This window comes from Flavobacterium sp. RSP49, from assembly GCF_003968735.1.
In the GTDB taxonomy this organism is placed as follows: Bacteria; Bacteroidota; Bacteroidia; order Flavobacteriales; family Flavobacteriaceae; genus Flavobacterium.
Map to the genome: position 1 here is coordinate 13,337 of NZ_RYDN01000027.1, position 15,411 is coordinate 28,747.

Sequence of the window (15,411 nt, forward strand, 5' to 3'; positions counted from 1 at the left end):
AAAATGTATACAAACGATAATCGAATTGTGATGACACTTGATGCCGGAGGTACAAATTTTGTTTTCTCTGCAATCAAAGGAAATCAGGAAATTGTAACTCCTGTAATATTTCCTTCCAATTCAGACAATTTGGAAAAATGTCTAAATACAATTAAAGAAGGTTTTTGTATTATAAAAAAAGAGTTAAATGCCCATCCAGCAGCCATTAGCTTTGCCTTTCCTGGACCGGCTGATTATAAAAATGGTATCATTGGAGATCTTCCGAACTTTCCTTCTTTTCGCGGTGGTGTAGCACTAGGCAGCTTTTTAAGAGAAAATTTTGATATCCCAGTTTTTATAAATAATGATGGAAATCTATTTGCTTATGGGGAAGCTTTGGCTGGCCTGCTACCCGAAGTAAATACCAACTTAAAAAATGCCGGTAATTTAAAACAATATAAAAACCTTTTAGGAATTACCATAGGTACTGGATTTGGTGCTGGTATAGTAATTAATAATAATTTAAATATTGGCGACAATGAGTGCGGTGGCGATGTATGGTTATTGCCTAATAAAAAATTTCCAAATATAATAGCCGAAGAAAGTGTCAGTATTCGAGCGGTACAAAGAGTATATGAAGAAATCACAAAAGATAATTCTGAAAAATCACCAAAAGATATTTTTGAAATAGCCGAAGGGATAAAGCTTGGCGATAAAGAAGCAGCAATCAAAAGCTTCGAAGAACTTGGGGAAGCTGTGGGCGATGTAATTTCTCGAATTATTAATGTTATGGATGGCTTGGTCGTAATTGGCGGAGGATTATCAGGTGCTGAAAAATATATTTTCCCTGCTATTTTAAAAGAACTGAATTCCACTGTGGGAACCTTTGATAGTAGTTATTATCCTAGTTTACAAATGGAAGCGTTTAATCTATCCGATTCTTCTGAGTACATAGAATTTCTAAAAGAAAAATCAAACCTTATCAATGTTCCCTTTTCTAATAACCAAGTGCGATATAATCAATCTAAAAAGACCGGAATTGCAATATCAAAGCTCGGAGCAGCGAAAGCCATTTCATTGGGCGCCTACGCTTTTGCTTTGGAACAATTAAATAAAAACGAAAAAAAGCTTGAAATAAGCCTATAAAAAATACGATACTATCAAAAAAAAATGATGATTACCTAAAAAATTTACTTTTTTGAATAAAAAAAATAAAATGAAAAATAGCAATTATAACCTCAAAAAAATACTTCCCATTCTATTTGGTTTCTTTATTGTTGGTTTTGTGGATCTTGTTGGTACCGCGACAAACAACATTAAACATGATTTTAATCTAAGTGACTCCATGGCTAGTACATTGCCTATGGTTGTATTCCTTTGGTTTTTAATTTTCTCTATTCCAGTGGGTTTATTAATGAATCGCATCGGAAGAAAGAAGACAGTTCTTCTAAGTATGATCGTTCATTTAACCGCTTTTTTGCTACCATTATTTGCTTATAACTTTACAATCATTTTAATAACTTTCGCATTACTAGGAATAGGTAATACTATTATTCAGGTTTCCCTAAATCCACTATTGTCTAATGTGGTACAAAACAATAAACTTACTGCCAGTCTTTCTGCAGGACAGTTTGTAAAGGCAATATCATCTTTTTTGGGACCGATAATTGCCGCTTACGCCGCCAAAGAATTTGGGGATTGGACGCTAATTTTTCCCGTTTATCTGATAGCTACTTTGGCATCCTCCTTTTGGTTGTTGGTTACTCCCATCACTGAAAACCAGACCATTCACTCTTCCTCCTTCAAATCCTCTTTATCATTGCTAAAAAATCCAACAGTATTAAAATTGTTTATTGGAATTTTTACAGTCGTGGGCATTGATGTCGGAATTAATACAATAGCGCCAAAACTAATGGAAGAACGTATTTTTGGAATGACCTCCCTAGACTCCGTTTATGCTATTAGTGTCTATTTCATATTTCGTACTATCGGCTCTTTTCTGGGGAGTATTATGCTTTCCTATGTTTCAGTCCGAAAATTTTATATCACTAGTACTTTTATTGCTATAAGTTCTTTACTTGCTCTGATTTTTGCTGATAACTTAAACATACTCTACTTATTTATAGCCTTAGTAGGCTTATCGGTTTCTAATATCTTTTCTATCGTTTTTTCCTATGCGCTTCAATATTTACCCGATAAATCAAATGACATTTCTGCCTTGTTAATTATGGGGATTTCTGGAGGTGCCTTATTTCCTTGGTTAATGGGCTTAGCATCCGATAGCTTAGACTTACAGGCTGGAGCTTTAATTGTACTGATACTATGCTGCGTATACCATATTTATCTTTCGTTTTTTGTAAAAAAGGTAGAAATCGAAACTGTTGATAAATAAAAAATTAAATTTTGAGAACCAAAACTAATTATTAAAATGTCCAGATGCCGTAAAAATGCATCACTTAAAAACCCTAGTGCTTATGCTAAAAAATCTTTAACTAACAAAAAATCTTTAACTAAATAATTTTTTATTATATGTATATACAGAAAAAACAGTCTGATTTTTACAGACTATTCAAATCGCGTCTCACAAGTATCTGTAGCGCATTTATCTTCCTTTTTTCAATGACTGCCTTTGGACAAAATATCCAAATAACAGGCGAAGTACTAGATACAAAAAACAATACTTTGCCAGGAGTAAATGTGGTTGTAAAAGGTACATCAAGAGGTACAATTACTGACTTAGACGGTAAGTTTAGTATTACTGTGCCAAATGAATCCTCAGAACTCGAATTTTCTTCATTGGGATTCGTTACAAGTATTCGCAAGGTAGGTCAATTAACAACGATTAATATCATATTAGCCGAAGACTCTCAGGAATTAGATGAAGTTGTTGTGGTGGGCTATGGTGTACAGCGAAAATCTGACGTTACTGGTGCCATAGGTAAAATTACATCCAAAGAAATCCTTGAAAACCCCTCTTTTAATGCTCTAGAAAGTATGAGAGGTAAAGTATCCGGAGTTAATGTTTACACAAATTCTGGCTCACCTTCAGGGAGTAATAGAGTAGTCATTAGAGGAGTCGGTACCATTAACTCTTCATCAAATCCACTTTATGTAGTGGATGGAGTTGCCATGCAGGATTTTCAATTTCTAAATCCCAATGACATCGAAAGTATGGAAGTCTTAAAAGACGCTTCTTCAACAGCGATTTATGGAGCTAGAGGAGCTAATGGAGTTATTTTAGTGACCACCAAAAGAGGGAACAAAAGTGACAAAATTACCGTTGCCTATGACACTTATGTCAGTTTTGGTCAATTGCGGAAACAAATGGATGTATTAGACTCAAATCAGTTACTGCAAGTGATTAAAACGGGCTATGCCAATGCCCCTAAATATAATGACTATCAGCCGGGAGCTGCTCCTGTACTAACCACTAATGATCCTCGCTTATTTGATGCGAATGGACAGCCACTTTACAATACAAATTGGCAAGAAGAGGCTACTAGAACTGCTATCTCTCAAAATCACCAAATTAGTATTCAACAAGGGGGAGAAAAATCATCGGTAGGTGCTTTTTTAAATTTTACAGACAGTCAAGGGATTATGCTGAATTCCTATATGAAAAGGATTAATGCAAAATTTGCCTTTGATGTTAAACCTAAAGAATGGTTTGATTTTGGAATTAACATGCTCGTTAATCGTACAAATGAAAATGCGGTTGAGGAAGATGGTGGCGGGCAGTCACCCAGGAGAACTATGATTGAAATGCCTTCGTTTTTTCCTGTAAAATATCCGGATGGTTCCTGGAGTAATTCTTTAGGTACAACTGATAATTTTGGATTTGAAGGAATGGCTAATCCGGTTCATGTGCTAGAAACTCAGGAGCGTTTACGCAATCGTACTCAAATCTTTGGTAATGCTGCTTTGACCTTTCATATTTTACCTGGTCTGGATTTAAAAACTCAATTTGGAGTTGATAACCAATATCGTAATTATAAAGATTATTGGCCTACCGATTTAGTAAATATCTCTGCCCCTAATGGTTTTGCTCAAATCACAAACGAACAAAACATGTATTGGCAACAAGAAACGTTCCTTACTTTCAATAAAGATTTAGGCGATAATCACCGTATAAATTCGGTACTAGGTCTGAGTTGGCAGGAAAATAGTTTTGAAAGAAGTGGTTCGGCCACTAGAGGTTTTTTTGATAATTTTTTCAAATACAATAATATGGGAGCAGCGACAACACCTGATCCTCCTACTTCATTATCAGAAAGCTGGGCTATGAATTCGTACTTTGTGCGTACCGGCTATACTTATAAAGATCGTTATTTATCAACATTCACCGCCAGAATGGATGGTTCTTCCCGATTTGGTGCCCAAAACAAATATGCCTTCTTCCCTTCTTTGGGTCTAGGTTGGATCGCATCTAAAGAAGATTTTTTTGTAAATAATCTTAAGTTTATAAACCAATTAAAATTTAGAACCAGTTATGGCCTTACAGGAAATTCCGAAATTGGAACCTACAGATCTCTGGCAACTATAGCCTCCGGTACTGCTCTGATTAATGGAGAACGTGCTCCCTCATCCTACTCTAACAGACTTCCTAACAGCAATTTAAAATGGGAGAAAACTTCACAATTCGATATCGGCTTTGACCTAAGTATGTTTCAAAATAGAGTTTCTCTCGAATTTGACTATTATTACAAATCCACAACCGATCTTTTGTTAGATCGTCCGGTTCCGCATAGTACTGGTTTTACATCCGTACTCGATAATATTGGTGAAGTATCGAACCGTGGAGTAGACATCCTAGTTTCAACAGTAAACATTGAAAATAATGATTTTTCTTGGAATACCTCTTTGAATTTAAACTTCAACAAAAACCGTATTGAAAAATTAGGCACGAACAACGAAGATATTGAACCAGGTCCTTTTTGGGTATCAGGAAGTCAGACAATCTTGCGCGTTGGGGAGTCTTTGGGATCTTTCTATGGATATACTCGTTTAGGAACTTGGAGTACAGATGAAGCTGCTGAAGCCGCCTTAGTAAATCAAATTCCGGGTGAGGCTAAAAGATCAACTACAAAAAGTATTTTAGGAAGTGGTTTACCTGATTGGACTGGAAGTTTTATAAATAAATTACGATATAAAAATTTTGATTTCATCCTGGACTTTCAATTTGTTAAGGGAGGCGAAATTCTTCAACAGTTTTTTCACTCTACTCAGGATAGAACGGGTTATGGTAATGGTTTAGTTGAAACACTAACCGAAGCTTGGACTGAACAAAATCAAAACACGATGGTACAACAAATTCGGAATGGCCCTATTAGCGGTCAAAGTTCGGAAATGGACAGCCAGTGGGTTTCCGATGGATCTTATCTTCGACTGAACTCTATCTCTTTTGGATATAACTTCCCCGATACGTTTCTTGAAAAAAGTGGTATTAATCGTTTAAGAATCTATTCTACATTAAACAATGCATGGGTTTTAAACGCCAAGTCCTTTAAAGGTTTTGATCCCGAAGGATCTTCACAAGGAGGAAATCAATGGGGACAGAATATGTTCTTCTTTCAATATCCAAGGCCAACAACGCTCACTTTTGGACTTAATGTTAGTTTTTAACCAACCTTTAATTGAAATTTAATATGAAAAAATCTATTATACTTTTAACGGGACTCCTTTTAATATTGAACTCTTGTTCTGATTTCTTAGTTGAAGAGCCCCTAAGTGAAATTACACAAAATCAATATTTCACTTCACCCAATCATGCGTATGCTGCAGTAAATCAGCTGTATCGTGGCGGGATTCAGGACCTTACTTATGCTGCTAGTGCTTATAACGGTCCTAAACTAATGAGTGGCGGATACATGTCAGGCTTCTTTGACAATCCTAACTATAAAGGACAGGAACAATTTATTGTTCAAAGTCAAAGCCTTAGTCTTAATGCGCAAACAAGTGCTGGTTATCTCGATGGAATTTGGGATCCTTGTTATAGAGCAATTGCTAGAGCTAATTTTGCTATTGAAAATATTCCTGTAACTCCAGGTTTAAACGATAATGAAAAAAAGCAACTTTTAGCAGAAGCCTATTTCTTCAGGGCGTTTAATTATTTCTATTTAGTAAAATATTTTGGAGACGTACCCCTTATTATTGATACCCTCCAAGAGGATATTTATGTTGCACGTTCAACTTCAAAAATAGTATACGAACAAATGATTACGGATCTTACTTATGCTAGTAAAGAAGGAGATTTAGAAGACCTTCCTATGCCAAAAAACAATTTCAGAATCTCAAAAGGTGCTGTTAATACCCTTTTGGCTGATATTTATTTGCATATGAGTGGATTTCCAGTTCAGGCGAATAAATATGCCGAAGCAGCAACAACGGCTCGGGAAATTATCAATTCAGGAAACTATAGACTAATCCAAAATGGAAATACAACTACTAATAGTGCCTATAATATTATGAGAACTTCTGATAGCGAAGATGAATACATGTACCAGGTTGAATATATGTCAGGTATTGCAACGAATGGATGGATGGCAACCTATTCTTTTCCAACAGGTGCTGTTAGCTGGCCTGGACAAATTTTCAAATTTGCTATTACCACCGAAGTCTTTTTGCCTCGCCCCGGATTACTAGCTATTTATGACAGCACCGAAGATATTAGAATTCAGGAAAAACAATTTTTTCATTCACAGTTTACCTATGATTATTCTAATTCTAGCGGTACAAATACCGAGACAAGAAATTTTCCAACGATGCCCTATTTGTGGTTTGACCAAAATGCTTTATTTACTTCAGGGCAACAAGACAAAGATTTTAAAATATACCGCTACGCCGAAGTATTGCTTATTGCCGCAGAAGCAATTGCCAAAACAGAAGGAGTCACTGCCGAAGCTAGAGGCTACTTAGCCCAAGTTAGAAGCAGAGCTTCACTTACAGGAAAAAGTGTGGAAACAGTTTCAACCGAACTGGCTGCTTTATCTCCCAATCAATTTATTGAAGAAGTTTGGAAAGAAAGACTGAGAGAGTTTCCTCTTGAATTTAAAATCTGGGAGGATATGCAACGTACCCGTAAAATCATGAAAACCAACATTAATAATAAGGGAGTAATCTCTTTTATTGATCTTATAGGGGCACAAAACACTTGGGGAAATACATTTCAGGCCAGAGACCTTCTTTATCCAATATCTGCTAATGAATTACAACGTAATCCAAATTTAACTCAAAATGAGGGCTACTAAAATATAAATCTAGTATTAAAAGGGAAGAAAAGAGCATGAAAAAAGTATTGAAATAGCTTGCTCTTCCCTTTTTTATTTTTGAATTAAGGGTAAATTAAATCTCCTAATAAACAAAAAAAGCATGCAAAATCTAACATATCTTTTACTCTTATTCTTCTTAATTCCCGAATTTAAGAAAGAGAGCACTGAAACAAAAACACTATGGCAAATTGGCACTAAAAATAATAAAGCCGATGAATTTGCTCTGAAATCAGGTGCTTATCAAGACTTTCTGAAAAAAGATTTTGGTTGGGAAGACCGATATTATCTAATTGGTGTTTCAAAGCCTGAAAAAGACTGGCCATACATCATACCAGGTCCTCAGGATAAATGGGGAGGTACTGGTGGTACTTCAGGGATACGAACAAATGTGATGACTATTTTATTTGGAATGGATACACTTCCAAAACAAGGAAAATATAAATTAATTGTCACGGTTTTAGAAACTTCTGAAAAATTGGAGTCGTTGTTAAAAATTACCGTGAATTCTAAATCTTGGAAATACAAACTAAAGACCGGCACTGGTGATATTAGCCTCAAAAAAGAACCTAATACGCGAAACTCACAAATTATAAGTATTGACATAGACTCGGAGATAATCACCACTCATGGAAATGAAATACAAGTCGGTATTATTGAAGGTTCCTGGCTTATTTTTGATGAAATAAGACTCGAAAGCCCCGCTGCTGCCAGTATCTCAAAAACACACCAAGCTGCCTTTATACGTAAAGTGAAGGCCGCAGATTATGAATTAAAAAACAAAATGATTCAACCCTTATTAATTGATGTCGAACATTTGAATGGCACGCAGGAATTGACGGTTAAATTAGATAATTCTCTTATTTTTAAACAAAAAACAGAGCAGGGTCGTTACCTCTTTGAGGCTCCCATGCCAGCAGTGTTAAGTACTCAGAAATCTAATTATAGTATCGCTTTAGACGGTAAAATAATTGAAAACGGTACCATAATTAGATCTCCTCAAATCGAAGCTTCAATAGCTAATTACGTAGACACAAGAATAGGAACGGCCCATTCCCGATGGATGATTGCCCCAGGACCTTGGATGCCTTTTAGTATGGTTAAACTGAGTCCTGACAATCAAAATGACGGTTGGCAGTCCGGATACGAGCCTTCTTTTGAAAGTATTGGAACTTTTAGTCACATTCACGAATGGACTATGGCTGGATTAGGAATGATGCCGACATCCGGAGAACTTAAAACCGATATTGGGGATCAAAGTGTCGATTTGATCAATCCTATAGTGCTTGATAATAATACAAAACCAGCTTTATCCGGATACAGATCTAGAATTGACAAGGCTTCCGAAAAAACTCCGCTCGGATATTACAGTGTCAAATTAACAGATTATAATATTTTAGCCGAATTAACAGCGACCAATCGATGTGGCTTTCAAAGATATACCTATCCCAAAGGGGCCAAAGCCAGAGTAATGATTGATTTACAAATACCATCCGAATACAAGTATCTCGTTCAGAATGCTGAAATAAGGCAAATCAATAATCGAAGAATTGAGGGATTCAGCAAACAACTCTCCGCAGATGCCTGGTCTGGAGGAGTCGATCAGGAATACACCATTTATTTTGTTATAGAATTTGATCAAGATATTAATAAATTCGGTGGATGGGAGAATGAGCTCGTATCTAAAAATAGAAGTATTAAGGGTACTAACCTATCGAAAGTGGGAGCCTATGTAGAGTTTGATACGCGAGAAAATCAAATAATTCAGACACGTTCAGCAATTTCATATGTTGATATTGAAGGGGCACGTGGGAATCTCAAGACAGAAATATCGGATCCTTTTAAATGGAATTTCGAAGAAATCCGTCAGGCTCAGGTTGATTCTTGGAATAAAATTCTAAATCGAGTTGAAATTAGTTCGAATGACAAGCGGGAAAAAACACGTTTTTATACCAACCTTTACCGATCCTATTGCAGGAATACTTACAGTGATTCTGACGGACGCTGGGTGGATGCTACCGAAAAAATACAAAAATTCTCCGATACTGATGCCCTTGCCTTAGGCTGTGATGCCTTTTGGAATACCTTTTGGAATTTGAATCAAGTATGGAATTTAATAACACCGGAATGGTCAAGCCGATGGGTTAAATCGCAATTGGCCATGTTTGATGCTAACGGATGGCTGGCCAAAGGCCCCGCAGGCATGGAGTATATTCCTGTAATGGTCGCAGAACATGAAATACCTCTTTTAGTAGGAGCGTATCAAATGGGAATACGCGATTATGATACCGAAAAACTTTTTGCAGCGGTAAAAAAAATGCAAACTACGCTTCCTCAAAAAATTGGTGGCGGCTATGCCGGAAACGAGGACTTAGCGCCCTACTTAAAATACGGCTATGTTCCTTCCGATAAAGGACGCTTTTCCAATAGCCTGGAATATTCCTTTGATGATTGGACTGTGGGGCAATTAGCACTAGCCTTAGGCAAAAAACAAGACTACGAAATATTTAATGATCGAGGCAATTGGTGGAGAAATGTTATTGAACCCAAATCCGGATATGCACAACTTCGCAACAGCGAGGGTATTTGGCAATCGGACTTTGATCCTTTTAAATCAGGGGCAAACCACCATTATGTAGAAGGGAATGCCTGGCAGCTCACCTTTTTTGTTCCTCAAAATATACCTGCTTTAGCAAATGCAATAGGAAAAGATCGTTTTATCGAACGATTAAATTGGGGTTTCGAGCAAAGCGAACCCTGGAGATATAATGCTCCTGGAGATCAATATTGGGATTTTCCAGTAGTGCAGGGAAATCAACAATCCATGCATTTTGCTTTCTTATTTAATTGGGTCGATCAACCTTGGAAAACTCAGAAATGGTCAAGATCAATACTGGATCGTTATTATGGATTTGATATTTCAAATGCTTATTTAGGGGATGAAGATCAGGGCCAGATGAGTGCCTGGTTTATAATGGCGGCACTGGGCTTATTTCAAACAGATGGTGGTACCCGCTTAGATCCGATTTATGAAATTGGGAGTCCATTATTTGAAAAGGTAACCATTGATCTTGGGCAAAAATACGATCGAGGCAAAAAGTTTACAATCGAGGCAAAAGAAACCTCAAAAAAAAATATTTATGTACAATCAGCAAACCTCAACGGAAAAGTATTAAACAGCTTTCAATTCCCGGTAAGTGAATTGCTCAAAGGCGGTAAATTAAGTCTGATCATGGGACCAGAACCCAATAAAAAATGGGGAGCAAAATAGATTATAAATACCAATAACGCATCAAATAATAACTTAAAAATAAACATATGAATTATTTTATAAAAAAAAGCGTACTAATTTTAGGCCTGGCATTAGCTTTTGGTTCCTGTCAAAAAGATTCAGAAAAAAAGATTGATAACCTGACACAATATGTAGATCCTTTTATTGGTTCAGGAGGCCACGGCCATGTTTTTGTTGGCGCCAGTGTTCCTTTTGGCGGAATCCAGTTGGGTCCTAGTAATTTTTATAAAGGCTGGGACTGGTCTTCCTCCTATCATTTTTCAGATAGTATTGTAAAAGGTTTTACCCATCTAAATTTAAGTGGAACTGGGATTTCTGATTTAGGGGAACTTTCGGTTTTGCCAACTGTTGGAGTCCGAAAAGTTTGGTCTGGAAATCAAGACCGCCCAAAGGAGGGTTATGCCTCGCTTTACAATAAAACGACAGAAGCTGTAAAACCAGGATATTACACGGTCGAATTAGAGGATTATAATATTAAAGTGGAACTCTCTGCTACGGAACGGGTGGGTATTCATAAATATACATTTCCGGCGAATAAAGAATCCAGAGTAATTGTCGATTTAAGCGAAGGAAACTCCGATATTGCCGTAGAAACCTTTATCCGCCAAATTAACGATACTACTTTTGAGGGCTATAGGTATTCAAAAGGATGGGCTGAAGATGAAAGAGAATACTTCTCCTTGATACTCTCAAAACCGGTAAAGAATTTTGTAATCTACAATGAAAATACCAAATTGGAAGGAAACGAAGCTAAAGGAAAATTGATCAGAGGATTCTTAGAATTTTCGACAACTGAAAAAGAGATTCTGTATCTAAAAATGGGAGTTTCACCAGTAAGCATGAAAAATGCCTTAGCTAATATTGAAGCTGAAATTCCAAATTGGGATTTTGACAAAGTAGTGGCTGATGCCGATGCTAAATGGAATAAAGAGCTTTCAAAAGTCACAATCAAAACAGAGGATGAAGCTAAAAAAAGAGTGTTTTATACTGCGCTTTACCACACCATGATTGCTCCTAATCTCTATAATGATGCTAACGGAGAATACCGAGGGACCGATAAAAAAGTATACTCGGATCCCGGATTTAATAACTACACTTTATTTTCGCTTTGGGATACCTACCGCGCAGCACATCCTCTTTTCACAATTACCCAACCCGGGCGTGTAAGTGATATGATCAATTCCATGCTTTTGATTTTTAAACAACAAGGAAAACTTCCGGTATGGCATTTAAGAGGGAATGAAACCAATACGATGCCGGGTTATAGTGCCATTCCCGTGATTGTTGATGCTTGCCTTAAAGGATTCGAAGGAATTAATTTAGAAGAGGCCTATCTTGCCGTGAAAACATCGGCTACTGGTGATTTTGAACCCGGGGTGAAAGATATGATGAAATACGGCTACATACCCGCTGATCATGGTCCTGAATCGGTAGCAAGTGCTATGGAATATGCCATTAGTGACTGGGCAATCTCTAAGTTAGCAGAAAAATTAGGCAAAAAAGAAGATGCTAAATACTTTGGAGAAAGAGCAAAAGGCTATAAAAAATACTTCGATCCTGAAACAAGATTCATGCGAGGTAAAATGTTGGATGGTAACTGGAGAACTCCTTTTGATCCCGTTTCTGCACAACACAGGATTAATGATTATTGTGAAGGGAATGCCTGGCAATATTTATGGATGGTCCCTCAGGATCCTGAAGGGCTGATCGAACTTCTTGGCGGCGACAAGCATTTTGTTGCAAAACTGGATGAACTTTTTAGTCGGTCTTCAAAATTAGACGAAGGTGCTTCAATGGATATTTCAGGATTGATCGGACAATATGCACATGGTAATGAACCGAGTCATCATACAACTTATATGTATGCTTATGCCGGAGAGCAATATAAAACTGCTGATAAGGTTGACTATATTTTGAATGAACTCTATACCGACAAGCCTGATGGTTTGAGTGGAAATGAAGATTGTGGCCAAATGTCCGCCTGGTATGTGTTCTCTTCTATGGGTTTCTATCCAGTAAATCCATCCAATGGAATGTATGTATTTGGCAGACCTCTTTTTGATGAAGTTACCATTGCTTTACCTGATAATAAAAACTTTAAAGTAGAAACGGAAAACAATAGTTTCAAAAATATTTATATTCAATCAGTTACTTTAAATGGAAAAAAACATTCAAAATCGTTTATCACTCACAAGGAAATTTTAAAAGGTGGAGAACTTAAGTTTGTTATGGGACCTAAACCAAATCTCGAATTTGGAAAAAAACAAGAAGATCGTCCCAAATCCATTGTTTATTAATAAATTATAAAGCTAAAATTTTGATTCTGATGCTCGGATAGCAAATCCTAAACGCTATTTCGCATTGGAATCAAATTTTATTGGTTTGATAAGCCATTGTATTTAAAAATAACCATCCTGTTTTTTAAGCTGGGATTATCAAAACACATCAAATTTCTTTTTTATTTTCTGAAATCTGAAACACGAATTATGAAAAAAAATTTAATTGCTTGTATTGTAATTGGCACTGCTATAAACCTAAAATTAATAGCACAAACCAAAATAAATAGCACTACAAAAACTCCAATTGACCAAATACAATGGATCAATTATGTACAACCGAATATAGGTACAGCGCATTCGCGTTGGTTTTTTTATACGCCCGCTGCTATGCCTTTTGGAATGGCAAAATTAGGCCCCTCAACTAATGGGCATTACGGAAATGCTTCCGGTTGGGAAGCCGTTGGATATGATTACCGCCATACTTCCATCGAAGGTTTTGCCGCTTTCCATGAATTTCAAATTGGAGGTATTGTTACTGCTGCAACCGTTGGTGATATTCAAACCGTCCCAGCAAAACTTGAAAATCCTGACCAAGGATATCGATCCCGATTCAATAAAGAAAATGAATTTGCGACTGCAGGTTACTATGCTGTGTTACTTAAAGATTATAATGTAAAAGCTGAATTGACAGCAACGAATAGGGTGGCATTTCAAAAATACACGTTTCCTAAAAGCAAGCAATCAAATCTAATTTTTGACATTGGAAATCAGCAAGGGGAAAGCGGTAAGGTAAAAAAAGCTTTTGTAACGCTCGTCGATCATAATAAAATAGAAGGATATGTAATAACGGAGCCTGAATATGTCAAAGTGTATCAACCAGGAGCTACTGTGAGCATATTTTTTTCTGCTATAATTAGTAAAAAACCGGATTCATGGGGTACTTTTCGAAACGATACTATCTATGCTGATAATCAAAGTATCGAAGGAGTTGGTGCTGGATTATATCTGGTTTTTGATACCGAAAAAGAAGAGAAAATTGAAATTAAAATGGGATTATCCTATACCTCTATTCAAAATGCAAGACTCAATTTAGCAGCTGAAGCGGCTGAATTAAACTTTGAGCAGGCCAAACAATTGGCAACCCAAACATGGAATGATCAATTAGGACGTATTGCCGTTGAAAGCAAAGACGAAAAGTCAAAGATAAAATTTTATACAGGACTATATCATGCTCTTCTTGGAAGAGGTCTTGCAAGTGATGTAAATGGTCAATATCCTAAAAATGATGGTAGTATTGGACAAATTACTCTGAATAATAAGGGAGTTCCATTACACAATCATTACAATACTGATGCTGTTTGGGGCGCTTTTTGGAATCTCACACAACTCTGGGCTTTAGGCTATCCAGAATATTATTCCGACTTTATAAAAAGTCAATTACTGGTCTATAAGGAAACCGGCTGGCTTGGAGATGGAATAGCTAACAGTCGCTTTGTTTCTGGAGTAGGCACCAATTTTGTCAGCTTAATTATAGCGTCTGCATATTCGTCTGGAATAAGAGATTTTGATATTGATCTCGCCTACGAAGCGGCACTTAAAAATGAAATCACTTGGAAAAATCGACCCGAAGGCGCTGGTAAAATGGACCTCAAACCTTTTGTAAAATCAGGCTACATCAATTTTACAAAAGCTTTTGGAAAAAGTAATGCCAAAGGCTCTGGATTTAGTGCTTCTCACACCTTAGAATATGCCTTTAGCTCATTTGCTGTAGCTCAGATGGCAAAGCAACTGGGCAAAAAAGAGGATTATGATAAGTTAATGAAACAATCTAAATCATGGGAAAATCTATTCGATCCAAAAACACAATTAATTCGTCCTAAAAACAAACAGGGTAAATTCACAGATCCTTTCGACCCCTATGCGCCATGGGAAGGTTTTCAAGAAGGTAATGCAATCCAATATACCTTCTATGTGCCGCATGATCCGGAACGTTTAATTGCTAAGATTGGAAAAGAAACCTTCAATAATAGATTAGACAGCATTTTTACTCTTTCTCGCAAAACAGTATTTGGGGGTGGTAAAGAAATTGATGCTTTTGCAGGAATAAAAACACTATACAATCATGGTAATCAACCCAACCTTCACATTTCATGGCTATTTAATTTCTCTGACAAACCCTATCTTACCCAAAAATGGACCCGTGCTATTTGTGACGAATTTTATGGTACAGAAGGAATCCATGGCTATGGATACGGTCAAGATGAAGATCAGGGTCAATTAGGTGCTTGGTATGTTATGGCTGCTATCGGTTTGTTTGATGTAGGCGGTCTTACAAAGGAAAATCCAGAATTCCAAATTGGAAGTCCCCTATTTGATAAACTAACCATCAACTTGAATCAGGACTATTACAAAGGGAAACAATTCAGTATTGAAACCAGAAATAACAGTAAAAATAATTTCTATCTAAAAAACATAAAATGGAACGGCAAGAAACAATTTAAGGCCGCTATTCCCTTTTCTGAAATAACTAAAGGCGGTATACTGTTACTAGACATGTCTGATAAACCTATTCAATAACGAATCTAATAATATGATT

Annotated in this window: 7 protein-coding genes; all 7 read left to right on the top strand. The window is 36.6% G+C overall.

The genetic code is table 11. The annotated features are described in order from the left end of the window. The first annotated feature begins 3 nt into the window (after nt 1–3). Entirely contained in the window at nt 4–1,125 is a 1,122-nt protein-coding gene (locus EKM02_RS11780) for an ROK family protein (RefSeq protein ID WP_126455389.1), read from the top strand. A 70-nt stretch (nt 1,126–1,195) separates the two neighbouring features. After that, entirely contained in the window at nt 1,196–2,371 is a 1,176-nt protein-coding gene (locus EKM02_RS11785; protein ID WP_126455391.1) for an MFS transporter, read from the top strand. A 227-nt stretch (nt 2,372–2,598) separates the two neighbouring features. Continuing rightward, nucleotides 2,599–5,601 carry a SusC/RagA family TonB-linked outer membrane protein gene (locus EKM02_RS11790; protein WP_126455393.1) on the top strand — a complete coding sequence of 1,001 codons (3,003 nt, stop codon included), beginning with the start codon at nt 2,599–2,601 and terminating at the stop codon, nt 5,599–5,601. A gap of 23 nt (nt 5,602–5,624) precedes the next feature. Continuing rightward, nucleotides 5,625–7,226: a RagB/SusD family nutrient uptake outer membrane protein gene (locus tag EKM02_RS11795; RefSeq protein WP_126455395.1), complete on the top strand. Its 1,602-nt coding sequence runs from the start codon at nt 5,625–5,627 to the stop codon at nt 7,224–7,226. Nucleotides 7,227–7,347: 121 nt separating this feature from the next. Next, complete coding sequence (locus tag EKM02_RS11800; RefSeq protein WP_126455397.1) at nt 7,348–10,515, top strand: GH92 family glycosyl hydrolase; 3,168 nt, start codon at nt 7,348–7,350, stop codon at nt 10,513–10,515. 47 nt (nt 10,516–10,562) lie between these two features. Beyond that, nucleotides 10,563–12,833, top strand: coding sequence for a GH92 family glycosyl hydrolase (locus EKM02_RS11805; RefSeq protein WP_126455399.1), 2,271 nt, complete (start codon nt 10,563–10,565; stop codon nt 12,831–12,833). 189 nt (nt 12,834–13,022) lie between these two features. Continuing rightward, nucleotides 13,023–15,392, top strand: coding sequence for a GH92 family glycosyl hydrolase (locus tag EKM02_RS11810; RefSeq protein ID WP_126455401.1), 2,370 nt, complete (start codon nt 13,023–13,025; stop codon nt 15,390–15,392). Nucleotides 15,393–15,411 lie beyond the last annotated feature (19 nt).

Excerpts from the sequence above, each read along its gene's own strand:
- EKM02_RS11805 (WP_126455399.1), top strand. The coding sequence starts at position 10,563 with ATGAATTATTTTATAAAAAAAAGCGTACTAATTTTAGGCCTGGCATTA.
- EKM02_RS11800 (WP_126455397.1), top strand. The coding sequence starts at position 7,348 with ATGCAAAATCTAACATATCTTTTACTCTTATTCTTCTTAATTCCCGAA.
- EKM02_RS11780 (WP_126455389.1), top strand. The coding sequence starts at position 4 with ATGTATACAAACGATAATCGAATTGTGATGACACTTGATGCCGGAGGT.
- EKM02_RS11795 (WP_126455395.1), top strand. The coding sequence starts at position 5,625 with ATGAAAAAATCTATTATACTTTTAACGGGACTCCTTTTAATATTGAAC.
- EKM02_RS11785 (WP_126455391.1), top strand. The coding sequence starts at position 1,196 with ATGAAAAATAGCAATTATAACCTCAAAAAAATACTTCCCATTCTATTT.
- EKM02_RS11810 (WP_126455401.1), top strand. The coding sequence starts at position 13,023 with ATGAAAAAAAATTTAATTGCTTGTATTGTAATTGGCACTGCTATAAAC.
- EKM02_RS11790 (WP_126455393.1), top strand. The coding sequence starts at position 2,599 with ATGACTGCCTTTGGACAAAATATCCAAATAACAGGCGAAGTACTAGAT.